Annotated in this window: 17 protein-coding genes; 14 read left to right on the top strand and 3 right to left on the bottom strand. The window is 44.1% G+C overall.

Annotation, left to right across the window (positions count from 1 at the left end; all coding sequences use genetic code 11):
- Window positions 1–66 precede the first annotated feature (66 nt).
- The 3 genes from AC58QG_RS10515 to AC58QG_RS10505 all read left to right on the top strand — a co-directional run bounded on the left by AC58QG_RS10515 (window position 67) and on the right by AC58QG_RS10505 (window position 4,488).
- Entirely contained in the window at window positions 67–1,710 is a 1,644-nt protein-coding gene (locus AC58QG_RS10515; protein ID WP_497361996.1) for an extracellular solute-binding protein, read from the top strand.
- A gap of 116 nt (window positions 1,711–1,826) precedes the next feature.
- On the top strand, window positions 1,827–3,650 hold the full coding sequence (locus AC58QG_RS10510; RefSeq protein ID WP_497361995.1) for a cache domain-containing sensor histidine kinase: 1,824 nt from the start codon (window positions 1,827–1,829) through the stop codon (window positions 3,648–3,650).
- Window positions 3,651–3,681: 31 nt separating this feature from the next.
- The gene (locus tag AC58QG_RS10505; protein WP_497361994.1) at window positions 3,682–4,488 is read left to right on the top strand and encodes a response regulator transcription factor; all 807 of its coding nucleotides are present in this window, start codon (window positions 3,682–3,684) and stop codon (window positions 4,486–4,488) included.
- Between the two features lie 30 nt (window positions 4,489–4,518).
- Here AC58QG_RS10505 and AC58QG_RS10500 read toward each other — a convergent pair whose 3' ends face one another.
- Window positions 4,519–5,388 (bottom strand): AraC family transcriptional regulator, encoded by an 870-nt coding sequence (locus tag AC58QG_RS10500; protein ID WP_497361993.1) that lies wholly within the window; start codon window positions 5,386–5,388, stop codon window positions 4,519–4,521.
- A gap of 170 nt (window positions 5,389–5,558) precedes the next feature.
- On the opposite strand from AC58QG_RS10500, the gene AC58QG_RS10495 reads away from it, so the two are divergent.
- From AC58QG_RS10495 to AC58QG_RS10470, 6 genes are all read left to right on the top strand, one after another.
- Window positions 5,559–6,644, top strand: coding sequence for a fatty acid desaturase (locus AC58QG_RS10495; RefSeq protein ID WP_497361992.1), 1,086 nt, complete (start codon window positions 5,559–5,561; stop codon window positions 6,642–6,644).
- A 24-nt stretch (window positions 6,645–6,668) separates the two neighbouring features.
- The gene (locus tag AC58QG_RS10490; RefSeq protein WP_497361991.1) at window positions 6,669–7,565 is read left to right on the top strand and encodes a cupin domain-containing protein; all 897 of its coding nucleotides are present in this window, start codon (window positions 6,669–6,671) and stop codon (window positions 7,563–7,565) included.
- 109 nt (window positions 7,566–7,674) lie between these two features.
- Complete coding sequence (locus AC58QG_RS10485) at window positions 7,675–8,793, top strand: fatty acid desaturase family protein (RefSeq protein ID WP_497361990.1); 1,119 nt, start codon at window positions 7,675–7,677, stop codon at window positions 8,791–8,793.
- A 21-nt stretch (window positions 8,794–8,814) separates the two neighbouring features.
- On the top strand, window positions 8,815–10,029 hold the full coding sequence (gene fdhA, locus AC58QG_RS10480) for a formaldehyde dehydrogenase, glutathione-independent (protein WP_497361989.1): 1,215 nt from the start codon (window positions 8,815–8,817) through the stop codon (window positions 10,027–10,029).
- Between the two features lie 24 nt (window positions 10,030–10,053).
- The gene (locus tag AC58QG_RS10475) at window positions 10,054–10,377 is read left to right on the top strand and encodes a MocE family 2Fe-2S type ferredoxin (protein WP_497361988.1); all 324 of its coding nucleotides are present in this window, start codon (window positions 10,054–10,056) and stop codon (window positions 10,375–10,377) included.
- 68 nt (window positions 10,378–10,445) lie between these two features.
- Complete coding sequence (locus AC58QG_RS10470) at window positions 10,446–11,360, top strand: NHL repeat-containing protein (protein WP_497361987.1); 915 nt, start codon at window positions 10,446–10,448, stop codon at window positions 11,358–11,360.
- Window positions 11,361–11,417: 57 nt separating this feature from the next.
- On the opposite strand, the gene AC58QG_RS10465 is transcribed toward AC58QG_RS10470, so the two are convergent.
- On the bottom strand, window positions 11,418–12,317 hold the full coding sequence (locus AC58QG_RS10465) for an AraC family transcriptional regulator (protein ID WP_497362828.1): 900 nt from the start codon (window positions 12,315–12,317) through the stop codon (window positions 11,418–11,420).
- A gap of 99 nt (window positions 12,318–12,416) precedes the next feature.
- Here AC58QG_RS10465 and AC58QG_RS10460 point away from each other — a divergent pair, with 99 nt between their 5' ends.
- Window positions 12,417–13,295, top strand: a complete 879-nt coding sequence (locus AC58QG_RS10460) for a phytanoyl-CoA dioxygenase family protein (protein WP_497361986.1) — start codon at window positions 12,417–12,419, stop codon at window positions 13,293–13,295.
- Between the two features lie 72 nt (window positions 13,296–13,367).
- On the opposite strand, the gene AC58QG_RS10455 is transcribed toward AC58QG_RS10460, so the two are convergent.
- A complete protein-coding gene (locus tag AC58QG_RS10455; RefSeq protein WP_497361985.1) occupies window positions 13,368–15,503 on the bottom strand; it encodes a helix-turn-helix domain-containing protein in 2,136 nt (711 codons plus the stop codon).
- A 391-nt stretch (window positions 15,504–15,894) separates the two neighbouring features.
- On the opposite strand from AC58QG_RS10455, the gene AC58QG_RS10450 reads away from it, so the two are divergent.
- From AC58QG_RS10450 to AC58QG_RS10435, 4 genes are all read left to right on the top strand, one after another.
- Complete coding sequence (locus AC58QG_RS10450; protein WP_497361984.1) at window positions 15,895–17,457, top strand: ABC transporter substrate-binding protein; 1,563 nt, start codon at window positions 15,895–15,897, stop codon at window positions 17,455–17,457.
- 324 nt (window positions 17,458–17,781) lie between these two features.
- Window positions 17,782–18,657 (top strand): ABC transporter permease, encoded by an 876-nt coding sequence (locus tag AC58QG_RS10445; protein ID WP_497362827.1) that lies wholly within the window; start codon window positions 17,782–17,784, stop codon window positions 18,655–18,657.
- Window positions 18,658–18,669: 12 nt separating this feature from the next.
- Complete coding sequence (locus AC58QG_RS10440; RefSeq protein WP_497361983.1) at window positions 18,670–19,545, top strand: carbohydrate ABC transporter permease; 876 nt, start codon at window positions 18,670–18,672, stop codon at window positions 19,543–19,545.
- A gap of 61 nt (window positions 19,546–19,606) precedes the next feature.
- Window positions 19,607–21,178 (top strand): ABC transporter substrate-binding protein, encoded by a 1,572-nt coding sequence (locus AC58QG_RS10435; RefSeq protein ID WP_497361982.1) that lies wholly within the window; start codon window positions 19,607–19,609, stop codon window positions 21,176–21,178.
- Window positions 21,179–21,197 lie beyond the last annotated feature (19 nt).

The raw sequence follows: 21,197 nt of genomic DNA, 5'->3' as shown, positions 1-21,197 counted from the left end.
GGCATTTCCAACGATTTATCCCCATTAGGGTAAATATAGAAGACATACCAAGGAGGTCTATTATTCATGTCAAATCAAACCAGGAAATGGTCTTTTGGCTTACTTGCCGCTGTACTGGCTGGAACTGTAACCGTTGCGGGGTGCAGCAAAGATAATGGAACAGACAGTGCGTCATCTTCACCGTCAGGAGGTTCGGCAACGGCAGCCGTTTCGCCTATAGCTGAGGGGCCTTATGAACTCAAATGGTTAAAAGCACAAGACATTTCCAAACCTTATGACCCTTCGAAGGACGTCGTCAAACAAGCTATCGAGAAAAAGCTCAACATTAAAATCATTCCCGAAATGGTGGACGTCCAACAGTATAAGACCAAGCTCAACTTGAAAATGTCAAGTGGTGACATTCCCGATGTGGTGAGGATTGATTTTGCCGACGACTTCCAGAAGTATGCCCCTCAAGGAGCTTTTGTCGATCTTACTAATCTCATCAATGAGAAGGATACGCCTAATATTTGGAAGGAAGTGCCGAAGGAAATTTTTGAGCAGGCGAAGGTAAACGGCAAAATCTTCGGGATTCCTTACCAAGGAGGACCTGGTGCCGGGTACCGTTGGAATCTAGTCATGCGTAAGGATTACTTAGAGGGAATGGGTGTCAAGGTACCCAAAACGCTTGATGAATATTACAACCTGCTGAAAAAGGTCAAGGCGGAGAAACCAGATGTCATTCCACTTGGAGGGTATACGGCTCAAATCGGTCAGCAGAAATTTGCTAACAATTCCTTCGACAATATATTCGGCGCATTTAGTGTGACACCAGGCTATTTCACGGAAAAGGATGGCAAATTCAGCAATTACGATATTGATCCAAAAATGAGAGATGCCCTTCAGTTCCTGCAAAAAATGTACACGGAAGGTCTGATCGATAAGGAGTTCGCGACCATTAAGGAGGAGCAGCTGAGGGCGAAGCTATATAGTGGGAAATTGTTCTCATGGATGGGTTGGTGGTCGACGCCAAACGATTATGATACCCAAGTGGAAACGAATGAACTCAAGAAAAGCGGTAAACTGGCGACAGATGGGAAGCTTCCGAACCAGGTCGATCTACCATTTAAATATTTGACTTTAACTGACTCTCTCGTAGGTGCGGACGGAAAAGCGGTAGCTCCACAAGGAGCTCCTTTCAGCCAGATGAATGCCATCAGCGCCAAGACCAAAGATCCGAAGAAAGCCCTGGCAATTATCGAAAATTCCTTGTCTTTGGAAAATCAAATGCTAACCGTGTGGGGAATTGAGGGGGAAGACTACAAGCTCGAGAATGGCAAGATGAAGGTGACGACCAACGACATCGTAGATCCGACGACAATGCAGGACAAGAGTGGAAGTTTCCGCGGAGTGCAGAGCTATCTATTTGCTCCGGGACTAAATGGCTGGCCGCATTATCTGGATTCTCTACAGGCCCGGAACGCTCAGGCGCTTGATGTCGCGATTAATAATAAGTTCCAGATTACGGACGCTTCCAACTATTTGGATTCACCGACTAAAATCGCTAAGCTAGTGGAAATGAACACGATGCGTGACTCTGTCTTTACGCAAATCATTATGGGTGCCGATATCAAGAAGTTCGATGAGTTTGTGGACAAATGGAAGTCACAAGGCGGGACACAAATTTTGAAGGAGCTGGAAGAGTCCTTTAAGAAGAAATCGGGCAAATAGCTTGCAGGAGGATATTGCCTACTTGCAGAAATCTTAAGAGATAAGGAAGCCCCGCGGATGGCGATTGCCGGCGACGGGGCTTCTGCAGTAACGCCGATGAAAGAAGGGGGAATTTGATGCCTACACGTGAACGAAAGCGGAGCGGCCGTTCGGGGTTATTATCAAGGCTCAGTCTTCCGATTTTTGTGTTGATCGTCACCTTCATCGCTCTTTTTGCAACGGCGGCCAGTTACATTCTCATTCGGGTGCAGAACGACCATACCGTCAAAATGGCGGAACAGTCGATGAAATTTGTTTACAGAAATGTAGGGTACCAATTCAATACGATGAATAATGTAGCCGCGTTCATTTTATCCAATCAATCGATAGAAAATTTGCTGGAAAGCTCTTATCATGAGCCTTTCGAAGCGGTTAGCGACTTTTACACGCTGCAGACCAATTTACAGAATCTGTCCCTACTATCCCTATTAAACGATTTCGGTTCCCACAATGTCGCCCAGCAATCCTATGTTGTGTCCATCACATTGGAGCCGGGAAGTGGGCTTTACGAATTGGCTCCGGATCATTTCTACCCATCGACGGGAATCTATAAGAATGGGGACCTGCAGAATCAGGAATGGTTTCGCAGTCTAAGCAGCAGGGAACGACAGACCGTGTGGTGGGGGCAAAAGACAGACCGGTTACATGCGGGTATGATCTATTCGGCGAGGAAAAAGTCGAGTATCAAAGACGGCCGAAACATCGGTACGGTGATCGTCGCAGCGGATACGGGAAGCATTAAAGGCGTGTTCGACAATGCTCAGATTGAAAAGGGCTATCATTTGCTGCTGGATGAAAGCAATCGAGTTATCTACAGCGAGCGTTACGATTTCCTTGAAAATGTGGGAGATCTTCCATTTGTGCGTTCGTTAGCCGGCTCCAATGGATCGATCGTAACTAGGATCGACGGAGAAAACAACCGGGTGATGTTCGAGACATTGGAAAATGGTTGGAAGCTGTTGGCGGTAGTTCCTGAGAGCCATTTCAACAGGTACACCTTTGCCATATCGGCAATCGGCGCAGCCACCGCAGCAGTAGCCTTGTTGGTTGCGGGCTTCTGGCTCAGAAGAATTGTCGTGCGAGTCACCGTACCTATCACCAGGCTGGTTACCTCCATCCAGCGACAGGAAGTCGTTGAATTTAAAGAACCGCTTCCTTATCAAAATACAGGGATTTATGAAGTGGATGAGCTGAACCAGAAATTTACCTCCATGCTCGTCACCATTCATAGTCTGATCGAGAAATCCTTTGCTGAAGAGATGGAACGTCGAGAGCTTCAGCTTGAGCTATTGCATGCACAGATCAATCCTCACTTTTTATATAACACGTTAGATTTAATCAATTGCCGGGCGATTATGGCTGGGGATAAGGAAGCGAGCCAGATCGTTCGTTCCCTTGCTAATGTATTTCGTTACGGATTGAATCAAGGTCAAGCTTGGATTTCCTTGGAAGGGGAGGTTAAGCAGGTCGAATCCTATCTCGATATTCAAAAGATGATGATGGACGATTTGCACGTAGATATACGAGTGCCGGACCATCTTTTGTCCGTAAAAATTGTACACCTTACGTTGCAGCCGTTAGCAGAAAATGCCATCATTCACGGGTTTGCCGACCGTACGATCGGTTGCCGAATCGCAATTTCAGCCCGACTTGAGGGGATGACGCTTGTGCTGCGTGTTGAAGACAACGGACGAGGTTGCGAAGCGGATAAAATGAACCGCATGCTTCTGCAGCAGTCTGTGAGCGATCCAGTCGGTAAGTCGAACGGCGGTGGAGCCGGCTATGGCACAATGAATGTTCACCGGAGAATCCAGCTGCATTGCGGAGAGACGTTTGGTTTGCGTTATCTGGAGGCAATCGAAGGTACCTGTGTCGAGGTTGTTCTGCCCTTGTTGTCATGAGCAATCGGGATGAAGGACGGAGGAGTTACGAATGTTTAAGCTGCTTATTGCGGAAGATGTGAAAACCGTCCGTGAAACTTTGGTTCGCGCCATTCACTGGGAGGAAATTGGCATCACATTGCTGGGTGCGGTTGAGAATGGGGAAGAGGTGCTGGCTTGGTTGGATCGTGAGGAACCTGATCTGCTTTTGACCGATATCGGAATGCCCAAAATGAATGGATTGGAGTTAATTGAGACCCTAAAGGCTCGTAATTCGGACATACGCTGCATTATTTTATCCGGACTGAGTGAATTTGAGCATGCAAGGCAGGCGGTTAAACTTCAAGTGCTGGACTATGTCCTGAAACCGATCGATCCGGTTGAAATAGAAAAAGTTGTTTTGCGTGCGGTCGAAGTACTTCGCAAAGAAAGGGAAGAGCGTCAGAAGATGACCCTCGCTGAACATGTCGCTAAGGAAAAGCTTCCATATTTGTCGGAGAGGCTGCCTTCCGGGGAATGGCGTGGAAGCATGAAAAAGACCAAGCTGGTCGAACAGATAATTCAGTATCTGAAGGAAGAATTTACACGCAGGGAATTGACGCTAGCGGATGTGGCGGCTTCAGTCGGTCTTAGCGAAAAATATTTGAATTTGCTGTTTAAAGAAGTAACCGGCATGACGATCAATCATTGGATTATTCGGCACCGTATGGAGGAAGCTAGCCGGCTGCTGAAGGATCCCGCAATTAAAATCTACGAGATATGTGACCAGATCGGATATGCAGATCAGGACCACTTTCGCGAGAACTTCAAGAAGCAGTTCGGTTTGACACCGACCGAGTATCGCAACAAGTTTTTGTAGCGGGAGCTAATTGATGGGACTCCGATTTGGTTAGAGCCCCATTTTTCGCCACTCGCTTGGAGAACTGCCGATATGTTTCCGAAATACAGTTGTGAAGTGTTGGCTGGTCTTAAAACCTAGTTCAAATGCAATTTCCGTGATGGAGACGCTCGTTTGCAAAAGGGAGCAGGCACGTTCCATTCTTACGCGTTCCATATAAGCAGCAGGAGACTGTCCGAATATTTCGTGAAACACTTTATAGAAATGTGACTCGCTCATCTGAGATGCACGGGCCAGTTCTGCAACTGAATAACGATGATTAGGCGTTTGGGTCATTTGATTGACGGAACGGATCACTGCATCCTTGACTCCGGGCTCGATCGCCTTGGAGGAAGTAGGCTGCAGAAGTCCCATGATGATGTCTAGAACCTGATGGCGGGCAAAAAATGCCTTATCAGGGCCTTCTGTTTCTAATGTCGCCTTCAAGCGAGCGAATTGTTCATGCACGCGATGACCTGCGCGAAATACCCTTGGAAGTTGAAGTAAGCGAGAAACCGCGAACTCGCGATCTGTGCCTTCCAAGCGGAACCAGTTCGGCGTGCACTCTGGATCCTGTACAATCATCCACCAGATCCGACTAGGCTCCAAATGATTGAAGCGAGCTTTATGAAGCTCCCCTGGGCGGGTGTAAAACCATTGACCAGCGCTCATTGGATAAGGGATGCCGTCGATCTCCCACGTCGCACTTCCACTTTGCAAATAGACGAATTCATATCCGTGATGATGACAATGAAGGGGAATGGGATACGCTTCTGCATATTTTTGGTATCCAACGACGAGTAATTCCGGAACGAGTCGGATGGATGTCGCGCTTTCTAATTTCTCTAGAGTTTCATAATGCGGAGGGTAAATCCAGCGCATTGAACTAGACGAGTGATTATTAGTCATCCAATTCTTCCTTCCATTCGTTCGAATTGCTCCTATGTGTCTGATCCTATTTAATATGTTCTGGGAAGTCAAGTGTCAACCCATCTGGTACGCTTAGAATATTCAGATTCGAAGCAAAATACAGACTGATGAGGAGAGATCATATGGGGAACACCTCTCAACGGGACTATAGTATTCTAGGAGCAGAACGGCAAAAAGCGATCGAGAACGGGCTTGTTTCTGGGGAATGGTATCAATGTCCCGTTTCCCGAAAACGCATGAAGGAACTCATGACTCGCAAGAATGGTCCGGCAATTCGGGACACTTTGCTCTGGATCGCACTGACGATAGCCCTTGGCTATGTGGCTTATCTATCCTGGGGAACGTGGTGGGCAATACCCGCTTTCATCGTATATGGAGGCGTCTATACAGTACCCGCAGTCTCGAAATGGCATGAATCCAGCCATGGCACGATGTTTCGAACGGCGTGGATGAACGAAGCCTTGTATCAGTTCACCTCGTTTTTGATCTTGAATCAAGCGACGAACTATCGCTGGACCCATACCCGCCATCACACGGATACAATCGTCGTGGGCAGCGATCCGGAGATTATGGAACCGCGTCCTCCAAAGTTGCGCCGTGTGATTCGTTACCTTTTCCGGGAGACGTTTATTCATCATGTCGGGCCTTACCTATTCAAACATGCGATCGGACGTCTAAACGCCGTGGAGAAGGAACTGATCCCGGCTACCGAACACGGGAAATTGTTTTGGGAAGCACGCATATTTCTTCTTGTCTATGGCAGTATTATCGCCCTGTGCTTTTATACAGGAAGCATATTGCCATTAATGTTCGTAGGGCTGCCCGCGTTCTACGGCGCTCATCTGAACGGTTTACTGGTCTCAACGCAGCATATGGGTCTTTACGAAGACACACTCGATCACCGGCTTTGCACCCGGACGTTCTATTCGAACCGAATACTCCGGTTTCTGTACACGAATATGAATTATCACATGGAACACCATATGTTTCCGATGGTTCCGTATTATAACTTGCCTGCTTTGCATGAGGAGATCAAGGATGACTGTCCTGCAGCAGCCCCAAGTTTCACAGCCGCTGTCCGCGAGACGTGGGCGGCTATTTGGAAGGCGCGGAAAGACTATTCTCATGTTGTTCCCCGGTACCGTCAATTTGCTGAACGTCGGAAGGCGAATGATCGAAATCTTTCATCATTATCTCAGTCGGTATGATAAGCTTGATCGGAGGTGATCTCCATGACAGTTAAATCAGATTACAAAAAAATGAGCCGTATTTTAAATGAAAACGCAGTTGATTTACAAGGCGCAGAGCTAAGCTTTAGGGTTCAATATTGGGGGGCCATGCCTGAACACTTTGATAATCCTGAGCATCGGCATTCCTTTTTTGAAGTCTGTTATATATTGTCAGGCGTGGGGAGCTACTTGGAGTCAGGTGAAGAATATCCGCTCCGTCAAGGAACCTTATTATGCTCAAGACCTGGCAAATGGCATCAAATTAAAAGTGAAGACGGAATCGAGCTCTATTTTGTTGCCTTTGAAATCGATGGCTCACGGTCATCGGAAGAGAAAATAAACCAATATTCACAAATCATGAATCGGAATAAAATCGTTGTGCGGGAAGCTGACGATACGGTAGCCGCACAGACTTGGCGGATGTTGTTTACGCTGTGTGAGCAGGATCGTACCATGACGAAAGAAATGATTCGTAGTTTCGCTTATGCTTTGCTTGTGTCTTTTTGTAGTGAATTTGCAGAGACGGCTGAAAGTGATGACTTCCCAGAACATCAACAAATTTCTTCCTATTATTTACTGCAAGCGAAGCTTTTCATCGAGGACAATCTAACTGCTTCTTTGAGTCTTCATCAGTTGGCCAGCTATCTCAACATAACAGAGCGTCATTTGTCACGATTGTTTGCTACGAAGGTAGGACAAACCTTTTCGCATTATGTACAAGAGCGAAGAGTCCGGAAGTCAATGGAGCTTCTGCTTGAGACGGATTGGACGATTAGCCGGATTGCACAGGAGACGGGGTTTGAAACGGTTCACTATTACACAAGAGTGTTTACACGTAAAATTGGTGTTCCACCAGGTCAGTTTCGTAAGTCTCAATTGTCAGAAATTCCGTTTAACTAAATAATAATGTCCGTATAGTGCAAATGAATGTCCTCTAATTTCAAAGACACTGAAGCCCAAGAAGTTTATCATTAAGTAAGCGCTAACATGATAAAAAGGAGGGGAATCAGTGTCTAATCAATCTATTAAAAGAGATTATTCTCTTACAGGACCAGAAAATAAACGAGCACAGGAACGAGGATTAGCAACGGCTGAATGGTATGTGAGCCCGATTTCGCGAAAGCGTCTTAAGGAGCTCATGAAGCGTAAAGATGGTCCTGCAATTCGGGACACGATCATTATGTTCGCTTGGTTAATTGGTACGGGAATTCTTGCCTATTATTCCTGGGGCACTTGGTGGGCTATTCCTGCTTTTGCCTTATATGGGATCAGCTATGCGTCAACTGCCGACTCAAGATGGCATGAATGTGGACATGGTACAGCATTCAAGACACCTTGGATGAATGATGTCCTTTATCAGATTGCCTCTTTCATGGACTTAAGACCGCCAACCCCTTGGCGTTGGAGTCACGCTCGTCATCATACCGACACCTATATCGTCGGCCGTGATCCGGAAATAGCTATGACCAGACCACCTGTGTGGCGGATTCTTTTTGGAGAAATTATTCATATTTATGGCGGCTCGAGAGATCTCAAAAGCGTTATTATGCACTGCTTCGGGAAGCTGACTGACACAGAGAAGGACTATGTGCCGGAGTCTGAATTCAAAAAAGCGGTTTGGATCTCCCGTGTTTGGATGCTGATTTTCATCTGCCTTATTGTCTGGTGCTTTCTAGTAGGGAGTATTCTACCGCTCATGTTTGTCGGTCTTCCGACGTTCTATGGTCCAATTCTACTTATACTTGTGGGGATTACTCAGCATTTGGGCCTGCATGAAGATGTTCTGGATCATCGCCTGAACACGCGTACGATATATTTGAATCCATTCTTTAGATTCCTTTACTGGAACATGAATTATCACATAGAGCACCATATGTTTCCGATGGTTCCTTATCATGCCTTGCCTGAATTGCACAAAGAATTGATGTTTGATTACCCGGCACCAAGTCCAAATCTTTGGGCGGCGCTCAAAGAGGTCATTAACGCATTGATTAAACAGAAGAAAAACCCGCAATATGTGGTGGATCGCCCACTCCCTAGAACAGCTAACCCGTATTATTACGACACCCAAGTTGGGAAGACAGTGGCATCACAAGTGACTACCGAACCTCGATCAATGACTAATTAAATTTGAGAGGAAGATGAGAACATGGCAGGAAACAGAGCAGTTGTCTACAGTCAACCAGGTAGTGTTGAGGTACGTAATACGGATTATCCGGAGCTAGTTCTAAGAGACGGTCCCGGTGTTAATCCATTAAATATAGGAAGAAAATGCGAGCATGGTGTCATTCTCAAAGTTGTTACCACTAATATTTGCGGCAGCGATCAGCATATGGTTAGAGGTCGGACAACTGCTCCGTCAGGTCTCATCCTAGGACATGAAATAACGGGTGAAGTCATTGAAGTTGGACGCGATGTGGAATTTATAAAAAAGGGAGATTTGGTCTCCGTTCCTTTCAATATTGCGTGTGGACGTTGCCGCAGCTGTAAAGAACGAAATACGAATGTATGCTTAAACGTTAATCCGGACCGTCCTGGTTCTGCCTATGGTTATGTCGATATGGGGGGATGGGTCGGCGGACAATCGGAATACGTCATGGTTCCTTATGCGGACTTTCAATTACTGAAATTCCCAGATAAAGAGAAAGCCATGGAGAAAATTCTTGATCTAACAATGCTTTCTGATATTTTCCCAACGGGCTATCATGGTGCAGTCAGTGCAGGCGTTCGACCAGGTTCAACCGTATACGTCGCAGGCGCTGGCCCAGTAGGACTTGCTGCAGCACATTCCGCACAATTGCTTGGTGCAGCGGTTGTTATTGTAGGGGACTTAAATGCAGAGCGACTAGCTCAAGCCAAAAGCTTTGGCTGTGAAACCGTCAATCTGCGTGAAAATGCGGATTTGGCTGGACAAATTGATCAAATCTTAGGCATTCCAGAAGTTGATTCAGCTATTGACTGCGTAGGTTTCGAGGCGCATGGGCATGGTAAAGCTCATGGTGAAGCGCCAGCGACGGTGCTGAATTCGATCATGGAAGTGACTCGCGCAGGAGGCAGCTTGGGTATTCCTGGCCTTTATGTAACTGGCGATCCAGGTGCAGTGGATGAGGATTCCAAAATTGGTACATTGAAGATTCGTTTCGGTCTTGGTTGGGCGAAATCGCATACCTTTGTAACTGGGCAAACGCCTGTTATGAAATACAACAGAGAGCTGATGATGGCGATTATGAGTGGGAGAGCACAAATTGCAAAAGCAGTTAATGCCACGCTCATCTCGTTAGATGCTGCTCCGCAAGCGTATCAAGATTTTGATCGCGGTGTATCAAGAAAATTCGTCATAGATCCACATGGACTTGTTAAATAAATCTCATCTTACTTGGAGGCACGTATGCATAATATAGAGGGTTGGGTTGAAGCTTGTGAAGTCGATGATATTGAAGAAGAAGATGTTATTCGATTCGATTATCAAGATCGTACGTTTGCTATTTATCGATCAGACAAAAGTAAATATTATGCGACTGATGGATTCTGCACCCATGAGAAGTTCCATTTAGCTGATGGGCTTGTCATGGGAAGCACCATTGAATGTCCTAAGCATAATGGCCGGTTTGACTATACGACGGGTGAAGCGAAGCGTAAGCCGGTATGCGTCAATCTAAAAACATATCCGGTAAAGATTGAAGAAGACAAGGTCTTCATCAAGATCGACTGAGTAGAGAATGAATTATGGTTGATTTAAGAAATAGAAAATAAGATGACTACCTTGGGAGGAAAATGTAAATGGTGCAAATTGGAAGTGGTTCGCATGTTTATCAAGTTGAGGAGGGATGGGCAAAAGTCCCGGCATCAATTCAACTAGGCTATACCCATGGCATTGTTGTAGATTCCGAGGAGAATGTTTATATCTTTCACACCAGTGCTCCTAGTGTTTTGAAATTTGATCGACATGGCAATTATCTGTCTTCTTGGGGAGAAGAATTTGCTGGAGGTGCCCATGGTTTTTATTTGCATCAGGAAGGAGAAAGCGAAGTTTTATTTTTAACAGATACTGCGGGTCGAATGGTGAAGACGACACTGAATGGTGAAGTTTTAATGGTTCTTGGCACGCCTGATCTCCCTAGTATTTATGACTCCGAGAAAAAGTACGTACCTACTGACGTTGCTGTTGCGCCGAATGGCGATATTTACGTTGCAGACGGTTATGGACAGAGTTATATTCACCGTTACACAGCCACTGGCGAATACATCCAATCATGGGGCGGCACCGGCACTGAGCCAGGTAAAATGAAATGCCCACATGGTATATCTGTAGACCTGCGTGGTGATGAGCCGGAACTTTATGTTGCGGATCGCGGCAACAACCGGATTCAAGTATTTACGTTGGATGGCCAGCACAAAAGATTTATTGACGAGAATATGGATATGCCTTGCAATTTTTATTATTTTGGAAATGAACTATATTTCCCAGATTTGCACAGCCGCATCACGATCTTCGATCGTAATGACAAGCTGATTACTCATCTTGGAGAAGATCAACAGGCGTACAAACAGCCAGGATGGCCGAATTTGGAGGCCAGTTACTTCCGTACCAATAGGTTCAGTTCCCCACATGGTATTTGCGTAGATCCCAAAGGTAACGTCTATGTTGCTGAATGGACGGTGCACGGCAGAATTACGAAGCTGGTTCGTTGCTAGGGGAAGAATAAACAAACAGCAGCGGTTAACTCATTTGAGTTAACCGCTGCTGTTTGTTTAGATTAATCGATATTGACGGCGGAAGACCGTTGGAGCTACACCTTCCATCCTCTGAAATAATTTAGTAAAGGCGTGAACAGAGGAAAACCCGTAACGTTCAGCGATCACCGTTACGGTATCGTTCGTACTTAGCAGGTCGTTCCTGGCTTTGTATATGCGGCAGCGATTCCAATACCATTTGGGCGTATAGCCGGTATGCGTCCGGAAAAGCGTATGAAAGTGGCTTCTGCTGAGTCCAAGCTGCTCTGCCCATCCTTCCACGTCTTCGTATTCACCACCTGCCAGCCGTTCCATCGACGCGAGCAGCTTGGTGATACGTGGATCAGTGATATCGGATTGGCGCTTAGCCAGCCGATAGATTTGGTGAAGCAAGAGGTTGAAATGACCTGTGACGGCTAGCGAATTCGGATAATCTTCGTGATCGAGAACCGATAAATCGGGAGATACAGCCTCGAACTCATTCGTTACCGCCTCGAATAATCCTTTCCATACGCTGATTGAATCCACGACTAGCGAGTCAGGAATTCCACAGTCGAGTTGCTCATCCAACAAACGGATATCTGATTCTTCGGTAAGTTGACACAATAAATCATTGGGAGTCCTTATCCCCATCTTCGGTCGATAGGACCATTCGAAGAATACACAACGAAACGTAAGCGGACTGTCTGCATCCACCTCCCAAGTGTGGGATAGGCCAGGCTGGATAAAGAACAAAGTTCCTGGCTGTAACTGTAGATTCGGTCGGTCTTCGTAGATGATGCTGCCGCAGCCCGATTCGATGAGATAGATGGAGGGGACATAGCAGAACCGAGGACCATACCGATCGCCAGCGAGGAGTGGTACGCGGATTGAAAATCGTACAAAAGGACAAATAAATGTAGGATTCAATGTAATCACCAAGTTTTATTTTAATAATACCATACAAATGGATAAAGTGAGTATTTTCAGACAAAGACGGAGCTGCCAGCATTGTGTCATAATTTTATTAAAGCGAGAGTGAATTCGCGACGAGAGGATGAGCTGAAAGTGCCAAATGCAAATGGAATCCCAACGCAAGATGACGTGAAATTTTTCAAGGAAAATGGTTACTGGGTGTCTCCGAAAATAATCGACGATGAAAGGCTTGCCAAACTGCGCGACAGAATGGAGAGAGTATACCGGGAGGAATTCGAGACCGGAACGCCTCCCGAAACCATCTGGAGCTATAAGAAAGGCCATCCTAAAACACTTCGCAAAACAGATATGGCGAGTTATGCCGACTTAACGATTCGCACACTCGCCAACGATCCAGTGATCGGCGAGATTGCCGCTGCTCTAACGGAAATGGACACGATCCGTTTCTGGGCTGATCAGCTACTGCTCAAACCGGAACAATCTGGAGGCCAAGGCTCTAATGTCGGCTGGCATCAGGATTATACGTACTGGCAATGTTTCCACAACCCAGAAACGCTCCTTACGGCATGGGTCGCCTACGATGATGTTGATGAAGAGAATGGCTGTATGCAGATGGTGCCAGGCAGCAACCATTGGGGACTTCTATCAGGCAGTGATTTTCATGAACAAAATTTAGATAAACTCAAGCTTGGGATAAACGTACCTGAAGGGCAAACTTTTCGGACTGTACCGATCATAATGAAAGCTGGACAAGTCAGCTTCCATCACAGCTTGACCATTCATGGAAGCGGACCTAACAGATCGGACCGTGTACGCCGTTCGTCGGCGATTCACTTAATGACCGGTGAAACGCGATTCCGAGACGATGAGAAATTCCGATACATCTCCATCAATCAATTCATTGCTGCAGGCGGAAAAGATGGCGATATTGCTCAAGGGGAGATGTACCCGGTCATATTTAAAAAAGACGTAACGGCATAATGCCGTCACGTCTTTTTTTGAATGATCTTTTACCATTATGCTGCGAATTAGGGCAACCAGGCTATTATTCGATTACCCGCCGGGCAAAATCTCCTTCTCACTATGTACCTTCACATTTTGTAATCTGTATTCAGTTAGCGAGACACCAAAGTACTTTTTAAAGCTGGTATAAAAGTAATTTGACTTTTCGATGCCACATCTTTCTAAAATATCATTAATTGGCATTTGTGTTTGTCCCAGTAAGTCCTTGATATTCTCCATGCGAACTGTCGTAATGAACTCGGCTACTGATTTACCGGTTGCATTCTTAAACAGCTTGCCAAGATATACGGATGAAATGGACAACGCTTCAGCGCAGCTAGTTAATGTAAGGTTTTTATCCGAATAGTTCGCATGGATCATGTCGATGACAGTGTCGACGATCATATTCTTTTTCTTATCTTTTGTACCATCCTTTAAAAGAATAATATCATCGAATAACGTGAAAAATGTTTTTTCGATTTCATCTAAGGTCTCAAACCCGGCTACTTTGTTGAAAAAATCAATCGAAATCGCATTGAATGTAGATTGCGAGCCTTCGACGATCCGATTTAGAGAATTGTAAATGGAGAAAAATAAATAGATCACAGATGTTAAAATCGTGTCATACGATGAATGCTCCATGGCTTTAATAATGTCATTATATGCTGCTTTTGCAGCTTCACTGTTCCCTAGCTTTAGGGAATCAATGAGCTGTTTTTCTTTAGAGGCGGGAAATTGGAAAGAGCTGTCGTCCAAGTCATTTAACATCTCTGAGGTAATAATACTATAATGGCCTAATTTAATACGATACATGGACAAGTTAAGTGTTTTTTCATATGCGTATTTGATTTGATCTGGCGATTCAATCACATATCCAAGCGTTCCAGTTAATGAAATGTTCAAATATTTCTCGACACAGAATTGGATTCTAGTCACGATATCATGGAAGATGTCCATGTACGAATCCGATTCCTCAGTAAGTTCTCCAATGTCAACCAATATGGTGAATTGATCGAATCCAGTCTCGATAACTTCATTTCTGTAATACTCGTTGGTTATTTCCTTGGCAATATTTGAAATCCCAATTTTATATAAGGAACGATCTTTTTCATTATGCTGGTCGACGAAATCTTTATAAAAGTCTATTTTTAACATAAACAAGAACAGATTGTTCTCAAGATTTAGATCGATTTGAAGTTCGTTTTCTTTGGCCAATATTTTTTCAAGAGGCAGATAGGTCTGGCCAATGACTAAATTTTTCAGAAAATCACTTTTAAGAAGGGGAGCTGTATTTCGTTTCATATTTTCCAACAGGATGGTTTTATCGATCATGCCATTGAAAGCAGTTGAGAGAAAGCTAACCTCATCGATGTTTTTCTCAGGTTTGCTATCTTGGCCCAGCTTTTGTTTGATCCCTTTCGTCAGCGTTTCAATAGGATGGTAAAGCCTCTTAGATGCCAGAAAGGCGAATAATAGTCCCAATACAAGAACGATTAGACAAAAGGCAAGTGTAATGAAACCATTCTTTTTGACACTCGAGAAAAATGTATCATAAGGCGTTAAGCTGATAAATTTCCATTTCAATTCATTTGAAGAAACATAGGAAACCACGTATTTTTTATTATGCAGCTTTTTAAAGAAGGTTCCTGATGGGGCTGCTGTTTGAAGAACATCACGAATATAGCTCTGATCTGAAATATTTTGCTTGAACATTGCAGGAGAGTAGTGGCTTACGATATCGCCTTTATCATCCAAGACGAAAATTTCATTCCCATCTTTGCCCATTTTGTTATCCAAGGATGAAATAGTCAATCTTAGCCAATCCGCGTCCACGTTCAATACGATCGCACTGTCGAAGTCGCCTTTGTTATTATTTGTATCGAACAAAAGATAGGTGTATACATTCATATCGCTTACTTTTGAACCATCTGTTACCGGGATTTTTCTTGGGATTGGATATAAACTTGGTGATTTGGTTGCTTGAGGACTTTTTAACATAGCAACGATTTCTTTATCAAAAAAATCATGGCTATCATAGAATGTGTTCGTCGTGAGGAAGGTATCGACTTTTTTATTGTATATATAGGTAGAGTAAATATAGCTGTTGGGGATCGTTAAATTATTCAATGTTTTCATAGCACCGCTGATCGTTAGAATATCCTGTTCGTTGCTGTATGCGAAAGACATAATGGAATTGTTAAGCATTAAGGATTGGCAAAACTTTTTCGCAATATTATCCATGTATACAGAACTGTAGCTGATATTAGATAAAATATTTCCCTTCATTTCTTTTACGGTCTCAATAGAAGAAGAAGTGTAGTTATAGTACAACAGCGAGGAAAGGATTATAATCAAGGCAGTGATACTCGCAACGAAAGAGATTAGTAATTTTTTGTACATATAACCACCTCAATCTAATGATGTACGATGCAAATCAATTTTATTATATCCCCCATAGAAACTCAATTTAAAAAGTGTTATTTTCCCATCTGAGTTCAATTTTTGGAGATTTGATCAATTATTGTAGACCGATTTTCACTGAATCTTCGGCTTATTACCTACCCATGGAGGTCAAACCTTGAACAAATCAAAGGAAATGAAACGTTCGCTTGTTTTGCTGAGTATTGGTATCTCTGTTGCACTCGCTGGATGCAGCTCTCAAATGACTGAATCTTCAACTTCTGCGCCTAGTGCGGCCGCTGTTCAATCAACTCAACCTACATCAGCCCCATTAGCATCAGTTGAACTAACGTATTATTTCCCAAACGGGCCACAGAAGGATTTGCAGTCAGTAGAAGATGCTGTTAATAAGCTCATCAAGCCAAAAATAAACGCCACAGTTCGCCTGAAACTGATTGATTGGGGTGCTTACGAAGAAAAAATGAAAGTCACCATGGCCTCTGGTGAACCCTATGATCTCGTATGGACAGGTGCGGGCTTTAACAATTACTTCAAAAATGTGGCGAATGGCGCTTATGCGCCGTTGGATGATTTGATTGCCAAATATCCTGACATGCAGAAAGGTATTCCGGATATGATCTGGAATGCTGTGAAGGTAAAAGGGAAAATTTATGGTGTGCCTGTCTTCCAACAGTCAACCGCAGGTTACGGCTATGTCATACAGAAAGCAGTAGCGGATAAGTACAAACTGGATTGGAAATCTGTCACCAAGTTATCAGATCTGACGCCATTCTTGGAAACCATTAAGAAGAACGAGCCCAATCTTAACGCATGGGAGTTTATGGATGCTTTCACGGTTGCCCCTCCAATGTTCGGCCTTGAGAGTTTAGGAGATGCGAAGACACCAGGAAGTCTTTACATGAAAGACGGAAATAAGGTCGTCAATCAGTATGAAACGCCAGAATTCAAAGCATATATCACAATGATGAGGGACTGGTACATCAAAGGATATTTGCGTAAAGACGCAGCAATTTTAAAGGATTCCTTGGCAGATCGTAAGGCGGGAAAGAACGCCCTTCAATTGGGCCAGATCGATATTGACTCCGTAGCCTTAGCAGCAGCAGGCATGGATGCACCAGGTAGAATGTCCGGCTTCAATCCGGATACACAGTCTTACGACTTCCAGTTTGTTAAGCCACTTCTTACAACTGATAAAGCTGCAGCGACAGTGACGGCAATTTCTGCCAATTCGCCAAACAAAGAAAGAGCCATGATGTTCCTCAATTTACTTAACACCGACAAAGAAATCTATAACACGCTTGTATGGGGCGTTGAAGGTAAGCATTACAAGAAAGTTTCTGATACCCGTATTGAAACGATTAAAGATGGCGGTTATCAAATCTTTGCTCCGTGGGAGTTCGGCAATATGTCGCTCTCCTATTTGTCAGAGGGTGATCCAAAAGGAAACGATCAGAAGTTTAAACAAATGTGGGTAGATCTCAATGAAAATGCAACACCTTCGAATGTGTTAGGTTTCGTATTTGACTTTACACCGGTTAAAGCAGAGAAGGCTAATGTTGACGCTGCCATCGATGAACTTTATTATGCGATCGCGAGTGGTTCTGTTGACCCTGAGAAGTACTTGCCACAATTCTTGGATAAGTTGAAAAAGGCAGGCTCCGATACAATTATTGCTGAGAAGCAAAAGCAATTGGATGCTTGGAAAGCGACAACTAAATAGGGTTGGTTAAAACCTAACCAGCTAAGTTCTCTAAGAGCATTCGCCTTGTATTTCGGTGAATGCTCTTTTTACATGAATCTTTTCCGTTTTAGTTCATTTTTCAGAGATTTGATTCATTTTTGTAGTCCTAATTTATTTAAAAATCGGTGTTATTCTGTTTTTTTTCTGTATTCCGATCGTTTCGTTTCGACTTATGATGGGGACATCAAATTCATAGCCGCCACGCAAAGGAGAATGCTTGTGGAATCGAAACCAACCATAAATAAGCGAGCGCCCGTCATACCGGTCGTAAGCGAACTAATTAAAAACAAAATTTTTTATCTCATGATGCTTCCCGGACTGCTTTACATCATTGTCATGTATTATCTACCGATGTTAGGGGTTGTCATTGCGTTTCAAGAATATAACCCCATTAAAGGGATCTTTAAGAGTAAATGGGTAGGCTTCACGAATTTTAAGTTTCTATTTCAATCCGATGCACTTTTTCAAATCACCTTCAATACGATCGCCTACAACCTAATCTTCATTGTACTCGGTATTGGTTTATCGCTCGTGATTGCGATTCTCATCAATGAAATAGGCAATCGTTATCTTGCGAGTGCTTACAAAAGCATTTTACTGCTTCCTTTTCTCTTGTCTTGGGTGGTAGCTGAATATTTACTTTTCACTTTCCTGAGTATGGACAAAGGCATTATCAATACATTACTGGCACAATTCGATGTCGAACCTGTCCAGTGGTATTCCGAGCCGTTCTACTGGTGGTTTATTTTACCGGCGAGCTATGTCTGGAAGAACGTTGGTTACTTCTCGGTTATTTTTGCAGCAGGAATTGCTGGGATTTCCTCTGAGTATTATGAGGCTGCGAAAATGGATGGGGCAAACAAATTTCAGCAAGCCATCAAAATTACGATTCCGATGCTAGCCCCGATCACGATTACTTTATTACTGCTGCAGGCGGGGAAAATTTTTTACGCCGCTTTTGGCGATTGGGGATTGTTTTATAACCTGCCGAAGGAGTCGGGTGTCTTGTTCAGTGCCACGAACGTCATCGATACTTACGTTTACAGATCTCTGAAAAGCATGAGCGATTTCGGCATGTCTTCCGCCGTTGGACTGTATCAAGCATGTGTTGGATTTATCCTAGTGCTTGTATCGAACTTTTTGATAAGACTTTATGATCGTGACAGTGCATTGTTCTAGGAGGATGACAAGATGATCAAACGACTTTCTTTTCCTAACTTTATTCTCAACGCTGTTTTTATGGTGTATTGCGTAATATGTCTGATACCTTTACTTATTGTACTTTCCGTATCTCTATCCGATGAGCAGACGATATTTCAATCTGGCTATCATGTAATTCCCTTGAAATTTAGTTTAAATGCTTATTCATACATTCTGAACGGGAATTCACCTATTTTGAGAGCTTACCTCGTTACCATTATCGTAACCTTTGTCGGCACTCTGCTGCACCTTATCATCTCGTCCTTGTTTGCGTATAGTCTTTCAAGAAAAGAAGTGAAGTATAGAAGCATTGTATCCTTCTTGGTCGTATTCTGCCTATTGTTCAGTGGAGGATTAGTGCCCTGGTATATTCTACTCTCGAAATACCTTCATCTGAAAGATACGATATTTGTGCTTTTCGTTCCTTACTTGGTTTCTTCGGTCAATGTGTTGATCATGAGAAATTTTTTTACATACACCATTCCGGAATCCATTATAGAATCCGCAAGAATTGATGGTTCAGGCGAGTTTCATACATTTATGAAGCTGGTTCTTCCCTTATCGACACCGGTGCTCGCAACCATAGGTCTTTTCACAGCAGTCTTTTTTTGGAACGATTGGTTTACTGCTGCTTTATTCATTGAGAACGGCAAGTTGTATACGCTGCAATTTCTTCTACAGTCTATCATGAACAACATCGCATTCCTCCAAGGAAATGCTTTGACTCAGAAAGCCGCAGCTGTACAACCGGACGAGACGGCTAGGATGGCAACCTGCGTGTTATCCGTGGGGCCAATTATTCTCGCTTACCCTTATTTGCAGAAATACTTCGTCAAAGGCCTTACATTAGGCGCAGTGAAATCTTAAATCGCGGTTTCACCGGGCATCAGCCCGTTAAACATATAAAAACAAATACGGAGGTCTATCCATGAAAAAAGCGATGAAAATGGCGAGTTCACTGGTTACGTTAAGTATTGGTTTCACTGTCGTACTAGCAGGTTGTAGTACTCCAAAGGCTGAGCCAACGCCTTCTGCAACTCCTGCCCCAAGCACGGCGGCAGCTCAAACTGCTCAACCTACAGCAACTCCATTAGCGCCGGTTGAACTTACGTATTACTTCCCGAATGGACCTCAGAAGGATTTGCAAACTGTAGAAGATGCCGTGAATAAACTCATCAAGCCAAAAATTAACGCAACGGTTAAACTGAAACTTATTGATTGGGGCGCTTACGAAGAAAAAATGAAAGTCACCATGGCTTCTGGTGAATCCTACGATCTCGTATGGACAGCGGCAGGCTTTAACAATTACTTTCAGAATGTCGCGAATGGCGCTTATGCACCGTTGGATGATTTGATTGCCAAATATCCAGACATGAAGAAAGGTATTCCCGATATGTTCTGGAATGCTGTGAAGGTAAAAGGGAAAATTTACGGTGTGCCAGTCTTCCAACAGTCAACCGCAGGATACGGCTACATCATCCAGAAAGCAGTAGCGGATAAGTACAATCTTAATTGGAAGTCTGTGACCAAGTTATCGGACCTGACGCCTTTCCTGGAAACAGTCAAGAAGAATGAGCCTAATCTGATACCTTGGGAGTTTACCGATGCTTTCACGACTGCCCCTCCGATGTTTGGCCTTGAGAGTTTAGGCGATGCGAAGACGCCAGGAGATCTATACCTAAAAGATGGCAGCAAGGTAGTTAATCAGTATGAAACGCCAGAATTCAAGGATTATCTTACGATGATGAGAGACTGGTACTCCAAAGGTTATTTGCGGAAAGACGCAGCGACCCTGAAAGATACGTCTGCAGATCGTAAGGCTGGAAAGAATGCCCTTCAATTAGGTCAGATCGATATTGACTCCGTGGCCTTTGCAGCAGCAGGAATGAATGCTACAGGTAGAATGTCCGGCTTCAATCCGGATACACAGTCTTACGACTTCCAGTTCGTGAAGCCGCTGCTTACTACCGACAAAGCTGCTGCGACCATGACGGCGATTTCCGCCAATTCACCAAACAAAGAAAGAGCCATGATGTTCCTCAATCTGTTGAACACGGACAAAGAAATTTACAACACACTTGTCTGGGGCGTTGAAGGTAAGCATTACAAGAAAGTTTCTGATACTCGCATAGAAACGATCAAAGAAGGCGGCTTCCAAATTTTTGCTCCATGGGAATTTGGCAACATGGCGCTCTCCTATTTGTCGGAAGGTGATCCCAAAGGAAATGATCAGAAGTTTACGCAAATGTGGGTTGATCTGAATAAAAACGCAACACCTTCCAATGCGCTGGGATTTGTTTTTGACTTTACGCCAGTGAAAGCTGAGAAGGCGAACACTGATGCAGTCATTGCGGAGCTTTATAACGCGCTTGCTTCCGGCTCGGTTGATCCTAGCAAGTATTTACCAACTTTCCTTGAGAAGCTCAAGAGTGCAGGCGGCGACAAAATTATTGCTGAGAAGCAAAAGCAATTGGATGCTTGGAAAGCGACAAACAAGTAATTGAAGCAAATTTGTTCTG

It is taken from the genome of Paenibacillus sp. J22P169 (assembly GCF_059691995.1).
The sequence above is the reverse complement of the archived record's forward strand: the minus strand, read 5'-3'. Positions and strand labels throughout refer to the sequence as shown.